Raw genomic sequence first — 17,166 nt, 5'->3', positions numbered from 1 at the left:
CCTGGACAGTCACGGGTACCTCAGATCGTTCAGTCGTGGCGACGGCGGTGGTCACGCCGCGCCTTCCTGCTGTCGGAAGCCACGCATCGACTCTTCCTGCAATGCGCCCCAGATGCGGTTGTGCAGCTCGTTGAAAGCGTGACTGGACACCACCGACGGGTCGCGCTCCTTGGGTAGGTCGACGTCGATCACATCGATGATCCGCCCGGGGCGGTAAGACATCACCCAGACCTGTTCGGAGAGCAGGATGGCCTCGGAGATGTCGTGCGTGACGAAGAGTACGGTCTGGGCGCTGCGCTGCCAGATGCTCCGCACTTCGGCGCCCAGGAAGATGCGGGTCTGCTGGTCGAGGGCTGCGAAGGGCTCGTCCATGAGCACGACTCCGGGCTCGAGCGCGAGGGTCCGGGCAAGGGCGACGCGCTGACGCATCCCTCCGGACAGCATCGACGGATACACGTCGGCGAAACCCCTCAGGCCGACCAGTTCGATCGCCCAGCGGGCTCGCTCGAGCTGATCCGACTTGGGGATTCCGGCGACCTGTAGGGCGAACCGCACGTTGTCGAGCACGGTCCGCCAAGGCAGCGTGGAGTCCTCTTGGAAGACCACGCCGATCCCCCGGTCCGGTCCGGTGACCAGCTTGCCTCCCACGTGCACCTGACCACCAGTTGCCTTGGTGAGGCCGGCAATGATGTTGAGCAGAGTGGACTTGCCACAACCGCTGGGCCCGACGAGGGAGACGAATCCCTGTGTGGGCACGCGTTGTGTCACACCGCTCACGGCTTGGACGGTGCCGGTGGGTGTTTGGAAGGAGACCTCGACGTCGTCGAGGGTGATCTCGGTCATGACGTACCTCCGGTGGATCCCGCGGGAGATCGCTTGGTGGGTGAAGGGCTAGATGATGAGGTGGTGACGCGGCGGGACGTCGGCCTCAGAGGCTGGCTCGGTCGGACTCAGGCAGGAACTGCTGGTCGAGGACCTTCGCCCAGTCGACGTTCTGCTTGATCTGCCCCGCCTGGACCATCAGCTCGGACAGGTTGTTGAGGGCGGCCGGCTCGACCTTGAGGGAGTAGGCCTTCCGCAGGTCGGGGGTGTCGCGCAGCCCCTTGGCCACGGTGGCGGGGTCCATCTTGATGATCGTGGCGATGTCCTTGGCTGCCGCATCGGTGTCGTCGACGACGTAGTCCATCGCCTGCTGGGCCACCAGGAAGAAGTCGGTGATGTTCTGCGGGTTCTGCTTCGCGTAGTCGGCGTTGACGGCGACGAGGTCCGCGGGCAGGTCGCCCAGCACGTCACGCGAGTCGACCAGGACTTCGGCGCCCTCGGCCTCCTTGCTTGTGATGAAGGGGTGCATCGCCCAGCCGGCGGTAATCTTGCCGGCCTTGGCGGCGGTCCAGTTGTCGCCCATGCCGCCCACGGCCTGGCTCTTGACGCCGAGTTTCTTCTCGAGGCCCTTGACGATCAGCTCGGTCGACGAGCCGGCCGAGGAGAAGCCGAGGGTGGCATTGGTCATCGACCGGCCCTTGGGCGCGATCCAGGAGAAGTCGTTGACCTGGAACCACGGGGCGATGATCTGCAGGTTGGAGGAGGGCTGTTGGGATGCGAGGATCACCGAGCTGTTGCCCGCGATGGCCATGTCGGCATCGCCACTGGTGACGACCCGCAGCGTGTTGCCGCCGCCACCGCCCGAGTACATCGAGACATCGAGCCCCTTGTCCTTGAACCAGCCCTTGTCGATCGCCACCTGCAGGATTGCCATGAACGGCAGGCTGTCGACACCGGTGGCCGAGATGGTCAGCTTCTTGGTGGTGGTGCCGCCGGCGTTGCTGCTGTCAGTGGCTTCGGTCCCACTGCCACAGGCGGTCAGGGTGATGGCAACGGCAGCCGCGGCGGCCAGTACAGGGATCCGTGTCGAGCGAAGGTTCATCGCGAGGGGGCCTCTCGTGGAAAGGGACTGGGGTGTATGGGGGGTCACTGCGATGGTGTTGCGGGCCGGCGCCGGGTGCCGACCCAGACCGCTGCGGCGGCGCAGAGCAGCCCCAGGGCCGGGAGGTAGGAATGAAGGGGCGATCTGCCGCCCACATCGTCGGTGCGCCGCGGGCGTCCCGAGGTGGCTGGGTCGCCGGTGCCGCGGGTGGACTGGGTGTCTCGCTCAGGGGAGCCGGCGTTCGGCGCCGGCTCGGGTGTCGTGGCGTTCGATTCCCTGCCGTCACGGGGAGTGAGGGCGCGGTGCAGCGCAGGCGGCGCACCGGGAAGGTCGCTGCCCGGTGCGGGTGGGAGCAGGTCCATGCCTGGTGCCTCGGCTAGACCCGGTCGGCGATCTCGGCGAACGTGCGAATGGTCGCCTCCCTGCTCTGCCCCGGCCGGACGAACGGCACGATCGAGACTTGGTCGATGCCCAGGCCCTGGATCTGGGCCAGCCGTTCGGTGCACTCCTCGGCAGTGCCGGCCAGTGCGAACAGGTCGACCAGCTCGTCCGGGACGAGGTCGGCGTGGGAGGCCTCGGTGTCCATGTGGTGGTAGTAGTCGTAGGACTCGCGGATGCGGTCGACGACCTGCTGCAGCTCAGGGTCGATCGGGGCCGGCAGGGGGCGGATGACGACACGGCTGACGTGCGCACGCACAAGATCGCGAGCCTCGGTCGGGTCGGCGTCGATCGCGGTCGGGGTCCACAGCACGATCTTCACGTCATCGAGGGTCCGGCCGCTCTGCTTGGCGCCGGCCTCGATCCGCTCGAGGGCGCCCTCGATGAAGTGTGGCGCGGTCCCGACCAGGACGATGACGCCGTCCGCGATGCGCCCGGACAGCTGCAGGATCTTGGGGGCCGAGGCCGCGATGTAGATCGGCACGTCGACCGGCTCGGTCAGGTAGTTGAGGTGGTAGTGCGCGCCGCTGGTCGGCTCGGCCACCTCCTCACCTCGGAACAAGGCCCGCAGCTCGGCGATCGCCTGCTCGAGCTCGGCGAGCTTGAGCGGCTTCAGGCCCATGGTGCGCAGGGACGAGTCCCCGGTGCCGATCCCGAGGATGGCTCGCCCACCCGTGAACTCGGACAGCGTCGCCCACGACGAAGCGAGCAGCGACCGGTGCCGGGTCACCGCGTTGGTCACTCCCGTGCCGAACACGATGCGCTCGGTGCCGACCGCCGCGGCGCCCATGACGACGCCCGACTCGCGCCAGATGTTCTGCGAGTCGCCGAACCAGACGTTGTCGTAGCCGAGGGACTCGCACAGCTGCACGTAGTCCCGCATGGCACCGACGGGCTCGGTGGGGAACAAACCGATTCCTTTGCTCAGCACGTGGCCTCCTGAGGGTCTCCAGCCGGTCGGCTGAACATCATCGTTGCTGCATACTGTCTCTTGGATCAGGTATACAATCAAGTCCCTGAGGGAAGAATTCTCATCACCCGGTCAGCGGCCGGCCCCTGACTCAAGCCCGTGGAGGTCTGCATGCAGCTGGTCAACGAGTTCACCGTACGGGCCGACCCCGACGGCGCCTTCGCGGCCCTGTCCGACCTCGAGCGCGTGGTCACCTGCATCCCCGGTGCCACGTTCGAGGGCCGCGACGGTGCCGACTACCTCGGTCGCGTGGCGCTGCGGATCGGGCCGGTCGGGCTGAGTCTTTCCAGCACCGCGACGGTGGTGGAGCGCGACGACGCCGCGCGCCGGCTCGTCGTGCGCGGAGCGGCGCGCGACCGCAGTGGCTCCGGGGGCGCCAACGCCCTGGTCACGATGACGGTCGGTGACGCGGTCCCGGGCGGTTGCGACGTGCGCGTGGTGACCGATCTGGACCTCTCGGGCCGGGTGGCCCAGTTCGGTGGGGCCGCGATCAAGCAGGTCAACCGCCGCATCGTGGGCCAGTTCGTCCGGGAGCTGGACGTCCTGATGAGCGGGGAGCGAGAGGTGGCTCCCGCTCGGCTTGCGCCGTCTCGCCCCAGCCCGTATGCCGCCGAGCCGGGCCGGTGGGCACCCCGGCTCGCCCGCTGGGCGGGTCCCATGAGCGCCACGATGGCCGCGGGCTTGGTCCTGGGGGCGGTCATCGTGCGCGCGTTGCGACGCGGCACCCTGCCTCAGCCCGGCTGAGCACCGTGCCCCAGCGCTCGGCTGGGCATGGTGACCAGCCCGGCTGGGCTGTGCTATCCGCCGCGGTCCCGGCTGAGCGGCATACGGGCTGTGCTGTGCACCTCGGCGCGTGCACCTCGGAGGTCGGCGTCCCTCAGGGGGCGTGTGCGAGCACCGCCTCGAGCTCCACCGGCGCGCCACCCGGCAGGGAGGCGACCCCGACCGCGGTGCGGGCGTGCACGCCGCGATCCGCGCCGAGGACCTCGGCGATCAGCGTGCTGGCACCGTCGGCGACTGCCGGCTGCTGCCCGAACCCGGCCGTGGCGCGGACGTAGACGCGCAGGTACAGCACTGCCTCGACGCTGCCCAACCCGTGGCGCAGATGCGGGGAACCGTCGACCGCCGCGAGCAGGTTGACCGCGGCGTGACGGGCGTCCTGCTGCGCCTGTTCGAGCGTGACGTCCTGGCCGACCACGCCGGTCAGCCGCAGCCCCTCGGGGCCGCGGCCGGTGTGGCCCGACACCCAGAGCTGGCCGTGCCCGTCGGCACGCGTCGACGCGTAGGCCCCCTTGCTGTCCAGCGGTGCCGGCAGGCTGAAGCCGAGGCCGGCCAGCCGTGCTCGCGCCTGCTCGCGTCGGGTGGCGGCGGCACCGTCTCGACCGCCGGCGGTCACGGCCACACGCCGTTCATCGCCCGCAGGTCCTCGACGGTGTGGCTGCGGTGCAGCTCGTGCAGCGCCACGACGCGCTCGACGTCGCGGGCCGCGCAGGCCTCGAGGATCAGCTCGTGCTCGGCATTGGCCGACTGGCGGGTCAGCGGCTTCTGGAAGTACAGCGACCGGTAGGGGTCGGTCGTGTCCCAGAGCCGGCGAATCATCTCGACAGCTCGAGCCAGGCCGCTCGCCTCGAAGAGGGTGAAGTGGAAGGCGCGGTTCTGCACGCCGACGGCCACCATGTCCGCGGCGTCGGCGGCCCGGTCCATCGCGACGATCGCGGCTCGCATCCCGGCCTGGTCGGCATCCTCGAGCCGAGGGACGGCCACGCGGATGACGTGCGACTCGAGGACCTCGCGCAGGTCGAAGATCTCGAGCAGGTCGGCGACCTCGAGCTTGGCGACGCTGTATCCGCGGTGGGCCGCATAGACGACCAGGCCCTCGCCCTCGAGGATCTTCAGCGCCTCCCGGACGGGGACCCGGCTGACGCCGAACATCTCGGCCAGGCTCTCCTGGGCGATGGCTGCGCCCGGGAGCAGCTCGCCCCGGATGAGGAGGCCACGCAGCTCGGCAAGGACGGCCTGCTGCGCGGTCTGTGGGCGCAGGAAGCGATGGGTCTCGGCACGCTGGACTGTCACAACGCCATCGTATTGGATACGGTATAAAACCTCCACGATGGCAGGACACCTCAACGACGACGGAGCACACCACATGGTCACGACACTCATCACCGACATCGGCCTGCTCGTCACGGGTGACCCGGCAGCGCCCCTACGGCACGACACCCAGCTCGTCATCGAGGACGGGGTCGTCGCTGCGGTGGGGGAGGACGCCACGGCTCCGGACCGAGTGCTCTCCGCCGGAGGGATGAGTGTCATGCCGGGCCTGGTCGACGGGCACGTCCACCCGACGTTCGGCGAGTGGACGCCGGCCCAGAACTCGATCGGCTGGCTGCACAACTACCTGCATGGCGGCACGACGAGCATGGTCTCCGCAGGCGAGCTGCACCTGCCGGGGCTGCCGATGGACGCGCTGAGCCCGGAGCTGGTCACCAGCTTGGCGGTGACCTCGCTGCACACGACGGCGCGGGTCAGGCAGTCGGGTGTGAAGATGACGGCGGGCACCGTCCTGCTCACGTCCGGCATGAGCGAGGCGCACTTCGACCGGCTCGCTGCGGCCGGTGCGAGCCAGGCGAAGTTCATCTTCTACGACTGGAGCCACCTGGACAGCGGCGAGCCGATGACCTATCTGGACTGGGCCCACGAGCGGGGCATCACCGTCAAGATGCACTCCGGCGGGGTGTCCCGTTCCGGCTCGAGCCGGGTGGCCGGACACGAGCTGGTCTCGGCGGTGCGCCCGGACGTGGTCGCCCACATCTCGGGTGGCCCGATCCCCATGCCCGACGAGGAGATTCGCCAGACCATCGACGACCTGCCGGGCGCCATCGAGGTGTGCAGCTCGATGAACTACCGGGCGACGCAGGTCGCGGTGGACCGGTTGACCGAGCGCAGCGAGCTGCACCGGCTGACCCTGGGCACCGACACCCCGGGCGGCACCGGCGTCATCCCGCGCGGGATGCTGCGCAACGTGCTGTACCTGGCGTCGGTGTGCGGGGTAGACCCGGTGCTGGCGGTCGCGGCGGCCACGAGCAGCACAGCGGCGGCCCACGGGCTGCGGACCGGGGTGCTGGCTCCCGGCTGGCCGGCCGACCTGCTCGTCCTCGGGCCGATCACCGGCTCGCGGGCGACCGACGTGCTGGAGTGCTTCCGGCTTGGTGACCTGCCCGGGATCGCTGCCGTCTTCGTCGACGGCGAGCCGGTGGTGCTCGGACGCAGCGAGCAGACGCCGCCGCCCCGGCAGCGCCTCGAGCACCGCCTCGTCCGGTCCTGACGTCGTCTCGGGGGGCGTCGTCCCCCCACGCACACCCTCGTCCGAGCGGCGCCCGCCCGGACCGGCCCTCACCCACTGGAGGTTTCAGATGATCAAGATCGGTTGGAAGGCATCGGCGGAGCAGTTCAGGCCGCGAGAGCTGGTCGAGTATGCCGTCCAGGCCGAGTCCGTGGGGTTGGACTCGGTGTTCATCTCCGACCATTTCCAGCCGTGGCGCCACCGGGGCGGGCACGCTCCCTTCGGGATGTCGTGGCTGGCTGCCGCCGGTGAGCGCACCGAGCGGGTGATGCTCGGCACGTCGGTGATGACCCCGACGTTCCGCTACAACCCAGCGGTGGTCGCCCAGGCGTTCGGCACGCTCGGGTCGCTGTACCCAGGGCGAGTGGTGCTCGGGATCGGCACCGGAGAGGCACTCAACGAGGTCGCGGTCGGTGCGGCCGGATCCCCGTGGCCGGAGTTCAAGGAGCGGTTCGCCCGGCTGCGCGAGGCGGTGCGGCTGATGCGCGAGCTCTGGGCCGGGGAGCGGGTCAGTTTCGAGGGCGACTACTACCGCACCCATGACGCGACGGTCTACGACCGACCCGAGCAGGCGGTGCCGATCTACGTCGCCGCGGGCGGCCCACTCGTGGCCCGGTATGCCGGGCGGGCCGGGGACGGGTTCATTTGTACGTCGGGCAAGGGGCGCGAGCTCTACGAGGACCGGCTGCTCCCTGCGGTCGACGAGGGTCTGGCCAAGTCCGGGCGCGTCCGCGATGACATCGACCGGATGATCGAGATCAAGCTGTCCTACGACCGGGACCCGCAGGCGGCGGTGCGTAACTGCCGGTTCTGGGCGCCACTGTCGCTGACCGCCGAGCAGAAGCATGGTGTGCATGACCCGGTTGAGATGGAGCGGCTGGCCGACCAGTTGACCGACGAGCAGGTCGCTCGGCGGTGGATCGTCGCCGCCGACCCCGACCAGGCCGTCGAGCAGATCAAGCAGTACGTCGACTGGGGCTTCAACCACCTGGTCATCCACGCCCCCGGCGATGACCAAGCCAGGTTCCTGAACCAGTTCTGCACGGACGTGCTGCCCGGCCTGCGCGAGCTCGGCTGAGCCTGCGCTGGTCCTCCGGCCACATGCGGCACTTCACGGGCTCGACACGACGAAGGCCGGTCTCGTCGCCTGGGCAGTCACGACATGCGGGAACCCAGAACCAGGACAGGCTGGAGACCGAGGCGACGGCTGCATGCGGGCGATTCCTCGAGATCCCAGGGGCCGGCTGAAACCGAGCCGCCGGGGCATCTCAAGGACTACGGACCGCAGGCCGCCCCCAAGGTCGTGCCGCACAGTGAGATCGGCCGTCGCGTCGCTCATTCATCGTCATCGAGCACCCACGCCTGCTTGAGGGGGATGGCCGCGCGTGTGGCGGGTGGCAGCCTGTCGTAGACCCCGAGCAGCTGGTTCAGGAGCTCCTCGGCATCCCAGATGCGTAGCTGGGTCCGTAGCTGCCGGAACTCCTTTTTCGCCGGCGAGGTAACCCCGCCGTAGGCGACGAGCAGCCCCTGATCCGCCTTGTGCTGCGTCATCGCGCTGTGCAGTCCGCGTAGGACTGAGGCGCCGACCGCGCCTGGCTCGGACTTGACCTCCACGATCAATGTGGGGGAGTCCAGCCCGAAGGGTCCCCGCCCGGCGAGAATGTCGACACCACCGTCCGGTCCGGCCGGTGACACCTCACAGACGAACCCGAGTGCTTCGAGGACCTGGGCGACAAGATGGGTCAGGTCGTGTTCGCGGAAGTGCTGCACCAGGTGGGTCCTGATCCGGTCCCTGACGGCCTCCAACGTCGGCACGGTAGCGGGGTCGGTCACGTCATCAGCGGGCAGTGACAGGGAAGGTGATGGTTGCGGCGATAGCGGAGCACTGGCGGTGGCAGTGTCGTGTGCGTCGCCGGGATCGGCGCCGGTCTGCGCGACCTGGTTCAGCCTCTCGGTAGCGTTGTTCCGGGACGGGCTGAAGACGGTCATGCTCGCGTTCAACATGTAGAGCAAGTCATCATGGAGGCCACTCTTGGCGATCGGCTCAGTCTGCCAAGTGACCGGAAGGTGGTGCCGTCGAGCCTTGTTTGGCTCCGTCGTGTCGTAGGCATACGTTCCGGCGCATCTGCCGAAGGACAGATAGCCGGGCCTCGTCTTCAGCGGCATCACGACCAGGTCGTCGGTCTTGATCGAGTCACGGAACGCCCAAAGCTGACCGGTGTGGTTGGCGCGGCGCATCGGCGCGTCACCAGGGAACGCGGCCTCGACAAGGGCCCGGACGTCCTCGCGGCTGTGGCAGTTGGTGAGGTCTCCGATCTCCGCCCACCCGATGGTGGCCCGTCCTTGTTCGAGGTTCCAATGCTCGTCCTCGCCGTTCCGTCCAGCTCGCACCACCCAAGCCGTCACGTCTACTCCTCGGGAGTCGTCGCGTGTCTATAGGTACGGCTTACCGGTGCCGTTCCGCCAGCGCAACACGGACCGGCACCGATGACTCGAACGCACCGTATCGGGGCGGCATGCCAGCGCGACGGCGGTCAGCGGCATCCCCCGGGCGTGTGTTCGGGGTGTGGCGGTGGCCGACCCCTTGGGCCGTGGCGGGCGTAGCGTCAGGGAACATGTACGTGCCGCACTTCAACCGGGTCGCGGACGAGGACGCCGCGCGGGCGTTCGTGCGCGAGGTCGCGGTCGGCACCCTGGTCAGCGTCGGCCCGGACGGGGCACCGGACGCGACGTTGCTGCCGGTGCTGTGGCTGGGCGACCGGATCGTCGCCCACTTCGCGCGGGCCAACCCGCACTGGAGGCGCATCTCCGCCGGCGCACCCGGGCTGGTCGTGGTGCAGGGGCTCGACGCGTACGTGTCTCCCGCCTGGTACCCGTCGAAGGCCGAGCACGGCAAGGTGGTGCCGACGTGGAACTACTCGGCGGTGCAGCTGCGTGGCCCGCTCACCGTCCACGACGACGTGGCGTGGCTGCGTGAGGCGGTTACGCAGCTGACCGACCGGCACGAGGAGGCCCGGCCCGAGCCGTGGGCGGTCACCGACGCACCGGAGACGTACGTCGCCGGACAGCTGCGGGCGATCGTCGGGGTGGCGCTGCAGGTCGAACAGGTCGATGCGAAGGCGAAGTGGAGCCAGAACCGGCCGGCTGCCGACCGGGCCGGGGTCGCGGCGGCATACGAGCGTGCGGGGGAGGGTGCGCTGGCCGAGCGCGTGCGCACCGGCTCGCTCTGACCCCCCACGGGGTCTGCCCGGGGCGGTCAGCACCGCTACGGACCAGTCCCCGGACCGCGATCTGCGCAGTGGCGGTCGTGGTTGCGTGGCCGACCCACTCTCGACAGGCGCCGGAGCGGCTTCCGTGTCAGGCTGGGCGCGCCCGTCGCTCCGGACCGGGGAGATCGTCGTCCCGGACAGGGAGGAAGGACACCCATGAGAACAAGGCTTGTCGCACTCGCCGGCTGCGCGGCACTGGTCGCGCCGGTGGCCCTCGGCACGGTCGGTACCGCCAGCGCGGCGCCGGCCCAGAACCCGCCCGTCCGGCTCGTGGGCGGGGTGACTTCGCCGGTCTACGACTACGCTTCCGCGATCCGCGAGACGGTCTGGGTGAGCACGCCCGACCTGGACGGCGACGGCGCCCCGGAGCGGGTCGCCGTGGACATCATCCGGCCTCGGGAGCTCGACGGCACCGCGCGGGTCCCGGTCATCATGGACGCCAGCCCGTACTACCTGAGCCTCGGACGCGGCAACGAGTCGGAGTTCAAGCAGTACGACGCACAGGGCAACCCGGTCAAGTTCCCGCTCTACTACGACAACTACTTCGTGCCGCGTGGCTACGCCTTCGTGGCGGTCGACATGGCCGGCACGGGCCGCTCGACGGGGTGTTCGGACGAGGGCGGGCGCTCCGACGTCGAGTCGGTCAAGGCCGTCATCGAGTGGCTGGACGGCAAGGGGATAGCCCACGACGCCGCCGGCCGGGTCGTTCAGGCCACCTGGAGCAACGGCCGCACCGGGATGATCGGCAAGTCGTACGACGGGACCCTCGCCAACGGCGTGGCCGCGACCGGGGTGGACGGGCTGCGCACGATCGTGCCGATCAGCGCGATCAGCTCGTGGTACGACTACAACCGGTGGCAGGGCGCCGTGAAGTCGTTCAACTACCCGAGCAGCCTGTCCCGGACCATCGCCCGCAACCGGACCGTCCCGACCGACTGCTCGGCCCGGCTGAGCTGGATGGACGCCAACGACGGCGACGAGACCGGCGCCTACACGGACTTCTGGGCCGAGCGCGACTATCGCGACGGCACCTACTACGACGCCTCCAAGGTGAAGGCGAGCGTGTTCATCGTGCACGGCCTGCAGGACAACAACGTCAAGACGATGAACGCCTCGAAGTGGTGGCGCGAACTGGGCCGGCAGGGCGTGGCCCGCAAGATGTGGCTGACGCGCTTGGGTCACGTCGACCCGTTCGACTCGGACCGCGCGGCGTGGGTCGACACCCTGCACCGGTGGTTCGACCACGAGCTGATGGGCATCCGAAACGGCATCATGCTCGAGCCGGCCGTGCGGGTCGAGACCGCCCCGGAACACTGGGTGACCTCCCGCCTCTGGCCCGCGCCGGCGGCATGGACGGCGCCGCTGAACTTCCGCGCCGACGGCACGATGACGCTCGGGCTGAAGGACCGGTCGACGGCCAGCTACGTCAACGACTGGCGGCTCGGCGAGAACGCCGCGGTCCAGCTCGGGGACAACCCGAACCGGCTGCTGTTCCTGACCGGCTCGACCAAGCGGGAGGTGCGGGTCTCCGGCACGCCGACGGTCGACCTGGACGTCACCCACGACTCGCCGGTCGGGCAGGTGTCGGTGATGCTGGTCGACTACGGACAGATGGACCGGGTCAGCGCCACCGGCGACGGGGCGCAGACGCTGAGCACACAGAGCTGCTGGGGGCCTGCGTCGCCGGACGACGACGCCTGCTACCTGGACGTCGCCCGGCGCATCGGCAGCACCAACCTGCAGGTGCTCGCGCGTGGCTGGGCCCGTCTCGACGGCGCCGGCCGGCAGCAGGTCACCGTCGAGCTGGCCGCGAACGACGTGCTCGTCCCGGCCGGGCACCAGCTCGGGGTCGTGGTCAGCGGCAGCCGCAACGGCGTCGTCGCGGTCGACACGGCCGCCACGACCTACACGCTGCACCTGAGTGGGTCACGGCTCAACCTGCCGGTGGCGGGCGTGCTGACCGGGTTCGGTCCGGGCCGGATCACCGTCAAAGACACGCAGAACCTGCGGCCCGGCACGTTGGCCGACCTCGACGCCACGAGGTGGCCCGGCAACTGAGCTGGACCCTCGGCCGAGTGCAGCCGGGGTATGGAGTGGGGCCGTGACAAGGCGGGCACCCCGCGAGCTCGGGCGCGGGCCTCGAGCTCCGAGGCGTGTCCGAGGCTTCGGAGCCTCGTCAGAGGCCGCGGCGACCGAGCTGGTTGTCCAGCTGGTGTTGGATCACCTGGATCGAGACATCGAACGTCTTGGCGGCCGCGAACAGAGACTCGTCGCTGGTCGACTCGCCCAGGAACTGGTCGATGCCGGTTGCTGGCGCGAGCAGCTCCGCGGCGAACGCGCGCTCCACCTTTGCGGCGTAGTCGTATCGCGCGGTGAGGATCACGCCGTGTCGACTGTCGTCGAAGGTTCGGCGCCCGATCGCCCTGGCACCGGCGAACCGTTGGGCTTGAGGGAGGAACCGCCCAGGAGTCGCGACTGCGATCCCATTCCCCCGAGACTGGGCGAGACCCGCGACACCGGAGGGCGCCGGTGACTTGGTCGAGTCGATGTCGACGAGTTCCTCGACCGGCAGCCGGTCGGCTGGGCTCAGCTGCAGTGACTCGCGCACCTTGCGGGCGCGCTCATAGCCCACGCGCCACGGACGTTCCCAGCGGCCGACCGGAAGGGGCTCGAACGGCAGGGTCAGCGCTGGTGGGTCTGCGACCGACTCGGTCCGCTCGACGGCCTCTTGTAGCCATTCCCGAGCAGCCTCGACCTCCGGCAATGTCGTACTTGCGGCCAGCTCCGCGATCAGGTCGGGATCGGCTTTCGCTGATCCGAGGCTGACCACCAGGCTGGTCTCCGACTCGTCCAGCGCATAGGGGTCGAGTCCTAGTGCCGATGCGGTTCTGCAGAACGCCTCGACCTCTGCGTCTGCCGACGCTATTGCAGCCCATTCTTCCTGTAGGGGTGTCCCTGTGACGCCTGCGTCCTCCAGCTGTTGGATCGTGTTCTCGACGAAGAGCCGGAGCTCACGCTCGACGGGTGCGGGAGCCAGGAGCAGCTCGGTCCCGGCCAGGAAGCGAATGCTTTCGACCGCTCTTTCGACCGGACGCAGTTGGGCCAAGACGTATCCACGGCCGGTGACCAGCGTGAGGTCTGGCCACGGGTACCCGTCGGCAGCATCCGCCAGCCGAAACCCGCCATGCTCGGTTGACGAGGGCGACGTGAGGCGCCACCACCCGTAGGCGATCGACTCCGCCAAGGGGTAGGTCGGCACGTTGATCCGGCGGCGAACGGGGCTTCGGCCTGATCGGTCCTCCACCAGGGTCGCGGTCACGCCGCCGACGTCGATTCGCAGGCTCGCCCAGGTAGCCCGGGTCTCAGGGGCCCGGACGTCTGGTGCGGAATCCCAGTCCCACTCGAAACGGAGCACTAGGTCACTCCCTTCGGTGTCTGGCCGGCGTCGAGGGGATAGCCCTTGTACTGCCCCAGCTCCTGGTTCGTGAGGCGCGCCTCATACCAGACGTCCTCGCCGTTCGGTCGTGTCCAGACGTAGCGGGGGAACTGGCCGTCGAACGCTGCGCTGACCTGCCCTCGGCGGATCGCTTCGTTGAGCCAGTCGTTGATCGCAGCCTGATCCGACAAATGGGCGGGCACTTCGTCGCATCCGAACGAGCCTGCATCCTCCCGGCGAAGGATGGGAAGGTCTTGTGCTCGGGGGAGCCGACGTAACGGGCCCTTGCGGCGCACGCCGAAAGGACATCGGGGTCGATGCCTACCGCTACCTCGCGCCTCTGCGGACGCTTCCGACCCGGAGACCGCACACGCGCAGCGTACCCGCGGTTCGGGTACAACCGGCACCGAACGGGATGGGAGCAGCACCGCCCCTCGGGTGGACACGAATGGGTCACGTATGGAGCGTCGCGGGCTCCCCGGATGGTGCCAACCCGTTGCCAGCCCAGGACGCGGCCGACGCCGGTGACCACTGCCGGACCGGGAGATGCTGCTGCCCGCGATCAGCGGCCGACGACGAGCCGCGCCATACGACCCTCGGCGCCGGCCGCATAACAGGCCCACGGGACGCAGTCGACGGCGTTGAAGGTGCCGGTGTCGAAGGTGGCGTAGGTCCGTCCGCCGTCCCAGCTGACGTCCGACCCGCTGGTGCCGACCGCGAGCACGCCGCCGGGCCAGCCGTCCAGCCAGGCCGACCCGGAGCGGTAGCCGCCCAGGCCGGTGGCCGCATGCCAGGTGCGGCCCAAGTCGCTGGTCCACGCGGCGTTGGCCACCGCGGCGTCCGGCGCCGCGAAGTCCCCGCCCACGGCCACGCCGCGCCGGCCCGGCCCGAACGAGAGCGAGAACACCCCGGCGGTGGCGCTCCCGGCGATCGGGGAGTCGGTCACGCTCCAGGTCCGGCCCCGGTCGGTGCTGCGGAAGATCCGGCCCGGGTCCACCCCGCCGGTGCCGAAGAGCAGGTCGCCGCGCCGGTTGGCGGTGATGCAGGTGCCGCTCGCGGCGAACCCGGCCTCACCGGCCAGCGCCGGCGGCATCCCGCGGCTGGGCAGCTGCCGCCACGAGTGACCGCCGTTGGTGGTCTTGAGGACCAGGAACTTACCGTCGACCGGGTCGGACAGGATGTAGCCGGTCCGCCCGCTGGTGAAGGCCATGCAGTCGTAGAACGCGGTGGGCAGGGTGTTCTGCTGGCTCATCCGCCAGGTACGGCCGCCGTTGTCGGTCACGTAGACCCGCATCGCGTCCGGGGTGTCGCCGATCGAGGCGGCGACGGCGTGCCAGGCGCTGGTGGCGTGGACGCTGCGGAACTGCAGGTCGCTCGTGCCGGGCGGGCCCACCGAGGTGACGGTCCGGCCGCCGTCGACCGAGCGCAGGATGGTGCCCTCGCTGCCGCCCGCCCAGACGACCCTCGGGTTGACGACGGACAGGCCGCGCAGGCTGGCCGTCGAGGTCGGGGTGGCCAGCAGGTCCCACGACAGACCGGGGGCCGGTCGTGTCGCCGGAGCCGGGCGGGTCGCGGCGGCGAGCGGCCGGGCCGTGGCCGGGGCGGCGGCGAGGGCGGCAGCGGTGACGAGGGCGGCCGTGGCGGCGAGCACGCCGGCCAGGCGGGACATCGTTGTCATGACGCTCCAGCCTGCCACCGCCCGCCCGCCAGCGGGGGCTACGGGACGGTATGCCGCTGAGCCGGCTCAGCGGCATACCGCACCTCCTGGTCGCTGGATACCCGGGTCGGCGAGCCGGCCCCGGGCAGGACGGCGGGTCAGGGCAGGGTGATCTCGTCGAGGTCGCCGGGCACCAGGACCTCGCCGGGGAACGACCGGCGCGCCGGGGTGAGCCAGCGCTCTCGGGGCAGGTCCCCGGGAACCAGGTGGTGCAACCCGAGTCGGCGCGCGCCCGCTCGTCGAGCGATCACGCCCGCTTCCTCCGTGGTGGTGTGCGCCCGACGGTGGTGGGCGAGGTTGGCCCGGCTCGAGTCGTCGAGGTCCGTCGTGCCGTAGACGTCCATGAGCCACTGCGCGTCGATGGCCTCGTGCAGCAACAGGTCGGTCTCGCGCGCCAGACGGACCAGGTTGTCGCTGGGGGCGGTGTCACCGGAGATCGTCACCGACCCGGCTGCGGTGTCGAGGCGGAAGGCGAACGCGGGTGCGAGCGGCGGATGGGGGACGAGCGTGGCCGTCACGCGAACCGCCTCGTCCCGGTACACCTCGAACGGCTCCATGTCCGGCGCGACGTTCTCGTTGGGGTGGAAGCCGGTCCCGTCGGGCAGGGTGATCTCGCGCGCCTGGAAGTTGGCCGTGGGTGGCGGGTGCAGCGCGTCCAGGATCCGGTCGTTGAAGTCCGTCGCGAAGGCGCGGCCGATGTGCTCGAGCAGCCCGGCGACCCCGGGGGTCGGTGCCTCCGGGTGCAGCGGCCGCGGTGGCACCGTCGCCTGCGGCGAGACCGGCGGCAGCATCCCGCGGTCCCCTGGTCCGATGACCGGGACGGGGGTGTGCCTGCGGTCCCTGATCTCGTAGGTGCCGAACAGCACCAGGCCGGGTAGGTCCACCACGTGGTCGGAGTGCAGGTGCGTGATGAACACCGCCCGCAGCTGCGACATGTCCAGCCCCGCGCGGGTCAGCTGCGCGCCCGCGCCGTAGCCGGCGTCGACGAGGTAGACGTCCTCGCCGACGACGAGAGCGGTGCTGATGCCCGCAGGGACCCGTGCGCCGCCGTGCTCCCGCCACCAGGCCGGCCCGCCGGCCGTGCCGAGCGTGATCACGCGAACGGGGGCAGTGCCGCTCGAGCCGGTTGCGTTCGTCTCGTTCGTGGTGCTCACGAGCTTCCTTGTGCGCTGCTGCGTCGAGGTGGTGGCGGGGTGATCCGTGCGACCGGCCTCGGTAGGCCGGTCGTGGGGTTCGAGGTGGCGGCAAGGTACCACGGGTGGTGCGGGGTTCTCGACGCGGAGAGCCGGTCTGTGCCCGGTCTGTACCCGGTCGGGATGGTCCTTGACGGCGTGGGTGGGGGTGGGTTGTGCCGCCCCCCACCGGGTGTGCGATTCGGAGACGCAGGTGAGTCGCAGGACGGTTCGCTCAGGGTGATCAGGCCAGGAAGATGGACCGAAGCCGTTTCGAGCAGCTGAAGTTCGTCCAGGGGCGAGGGCAGGAAGTCTCCGTTGTGCAGGTAGAAGTCACGAGCGACCGGGTCAGGCGCGTGCACGAGGAGCGCGGCGGCCCCAATCGATTCGTTGAGAAGAGCTGTGCGCTCTAGCGCATCGAGGAGCAGACCAGCGCCGATGCCGCGCGATGCCATCGAGCGATCGACAGCCAGCCCGAGCAAGAACTATGACTGTCTGGGACCGGGTCGGGCTCCCTTCCTGAGCGTTGAGGGAACCGCAGTCAGCCCAACACTCCTGGATGCGATCGCATAGTAGCCAACCACACGATCGTCCATGATCGGGACGTAGGCGATCGCGTTGTTCGCCGGTAGGTTCTCCCAGGCGTATCGGCGCAGCCAGTCATCGAGCTCTGGGGCGCCACTGATGAAGTGCGCGACGTCGTCTTGCCGTGTCCAGGACGAAGTCGGTCAGAGTCGTGTCTGTTGCGGCGGCAACACGTCGCAGAACGTAAGCCTGGCGATCCGTGGCGCGGAAGTTGATCTGCTGAGTCTTCACGGGACCTTGAGTTTCGCAGTTTCAGGGCTTCTGTGCCGTTGGTGGGCCTGTGACTGACGATGCGGCTGTTGAAGGCGGGCC

At 69.9% G+C, this 17,166-nt stretch carries 15 protein-coding genes; 5 read left to right on the top strand and 10 right to left on the bottom strand.

Annotation, left to right across the window (positions count from 1 at the left end):
- Positions 1-51: 51 nt before the first annotated feature.
- The 3 genes from WMI84_RS02625 to WMI84_RS02615 all read right to left on the bottom strand — a co-directional run bounded on the left by WMI84_RS02625 (position 52) and on the right by WMI84_RS02615 (position 3,272).
- A complete protein-coding gene (locus tag WMI84_RS02625; protein ID WP_347350450.1) occupies positions 52-843 on the bottom strand; it encodes an ABC transporter ATP-binding protein in 792 nt (263 codons plus the stop codon).
- An 85-nt stretch (positions 844-928) separates the two neighbouring features.
- A complete protein-coding gene (locus WMI84_RS02620; RefSeq protein WP_347350449.1) occupies positions 929-1,924 on the bottom strand; it encodes an ABC transporter substrate-binding protein in 996 nt (331 codons plus the stop codon).
- A gap of 376 nt (positions 1,925-2,300) precedes the next feature.
- Positions 2,301-3,272 (bottom strand): LLM class flavin-dependent oxidoreductase, encoded by a 972-nt coding sequence (locus WMI84_RS02615; protein WP_347350448.1) that lies wholly within the window; start codon positions 3,270-3,272, stop codon positions 2,301-2,303.
- Between the two features lie 171 nt (positions 3,273-3,443).
- Here WMI84_RS02615 and WMI84_RS02610 point away from each other — a divergent pair, with 171 nt between their 5' ends.
- Positions 3,444-4,076: an SRPBCC family protein gene (locus WMI84_RS02610; protein ID WP_347350447.1), complete on the top strand. Its 633-nt coding sequence runs from the start codon at positions 3,444-3,446 to the stop codon at positions 4,074-4,076.
- Between the two features lie 133 nt (positions 4,077-4,209).
- On the opposite strand, the gene WMI84_RS02605 is transcribed toward WMI84_RS02610, so the two are convergent.
- Positions 4,210-4,734, bottom strand: coding sequence for a RidA family protein (locus tag WMI84_RS02605; RefSeq protein WP_347350446.1), 525 nt, complete (start codon positions 4,732-4,734; stop codon positions 4,210-4,212).
- A complete protein-coding gene (locus tag WMI84_RS02600) occupies positions 4,725-5,405 on the bottom strand; it encodes a GntR family transcriptional regulator (protein WP_347350445.1) in 681 nt (226 codons plus the stop codon). The genes WMI84_RS02605 and WMI84_RS02600 overlap by 10 nt, the downstream gene beginning before the upstream one ends.
- Before the next feature lie 37 nt (positions 5,406-5,442).
- Here WMI84_RS02600 and WMI84_RS02595 point away from each other — a divergent pair, with 37 nt between their 5' ends.
- Complete coding sequence (locus tag WMI84_RS02595; protein WP_347350444.1) at positions 5,443-6,657, top strand: amidohydrolase family protein; 1,215 nt, start codon at positions 5,443-5,445, stop codon at positions 6,655-6,657.
- 88 nt (positions 6,658-6,745) lie between these two features.
- On the top strand, positions 6,746-7,753 hold the full coding sequence (fgd, locus tag WMI84_RS02590) for a glucose-6-phosphate dehydrogenase (coenzyme-F420) (RefSeq protein ID WP_347350443.1): 1,008 nt from the start codon (positions 6,746-6,748) through the stop codon (positions 7,751-7,753).
- 257 nt (positions 7,754-8,010) lie between these two features.
- Here the strand turns inward: fgd and WMI84_RS02585 are convergent, their stop codons facing one another.
- On the bottom strand, positions 8,011-9,081 hold the full coding sequence (locus WMI84_RS02585; protein WP_347350442.1) for a restriction endonuclease: 1,071 nt from the start codon (positions 9,079-9,081) through the stop codon (positions 8,011-8,013).
- Positions 9,082-9,290: 209 nt separating this feature from the next.
- Here WMI84_RS02585 and WMI84_RS02580 point away from each other — a divergent pair, with 209 nt between their 5' ends.
- Both WMI84_RS02580 and WMI84_RS02575 read left to right on the top strand, forming a co-directional pair.
- Positions 9,291-9,905 (top strand): FMN-binding negative transcriptional regulator, encoded by a 615-nt coding sequence (locus WMI84_RS02580; protein WP_347350441.1) that lies wholly within the window; start codon positions 9,291-9,293, stop codon positions 9,903-9,905.
- Between the two features lie 195 nt (positions 9,906-10,100).
- Positions 10,101-12,002, top strand: a complete 1,902-nt coding sequence (locus tag WMI84_RS02575) for a CocE/NonD family hydrolase (RefSeq protein WP_347350440.1) — start codon at positions 10,101-10,103, stop codon at positions 12,000-12,002.
- A 118-nt stretch (positions 12,003-12,120) separates the two neighbouring features.
- Here WMI84_RS02575 and WMI84_RS02570 read toward each other — a convergent pair whose 3' ends face one another.
- The 4 genes from WMI84_RS02570 to WMI84_RS02555 form a co-directional block, all read right to left on the bottom strand.
- A complete protein-coding gene (locus tag WMI84_RS02570) occupies positions 12,121-13,263 on the bottom strand; it encodes a hypothetical protein (protein WP_347350439.1) in 1,143 nt (380 codons plus the stop codon).
- Positions 13,264-13,358: 95 nt separating this feature from the next.
- A complete protein-coding gene (locus WMI84_RS02565; RefSeq protein ID WP_347350438.1) occupies positions 13,359-13,676 on the bottom strand; it encodes a hypothetical protein in 318 nt (105 codons plus the stop codon).
- A 266-nt stretch (positions 13,677-13,942) separates the two neighbouring features.
- Positions 13,943-15,058 carry an oxidoreductase gene (locus WMI84_RS02560; protein ID WP_347350437.1) on the bottom strand — a complete coding sequence of 372 codons (1,116 nt, stop codon included), beginning with the start codon at positions 15,056-15,058 and terminating at the stop codon, positions 13,943-13,945.
- Positions 15,059-15,195: 137 nt separating this feature from the next.
- Complete coding sequence (locus tag WMI84_RS02555) at positions 15,196-16,251, bottom strand: MBL fold metallo-hydrolase (protein ID WP_347350436.1); 1,056 nt, start codon at positions 16,249-16,251, stop codon at positions 15,196-15,198.
- Positions 16,252-17,166: the final 915 nt, after the last annotated feature.

This window comes from Intrasporangium sp. (assembly GCF_039812505.1).
GTDB lineage: Bacteria > Actinomycetota > Actinomycetes > Actinomycetales > Dermatophilaceae > Intrasporangium_A.
The sequence above is the reverse complement of the archived record's forward strand: the minus strand, read 5'-3'. Positions and strand labels throughout refer to the sequence as shown.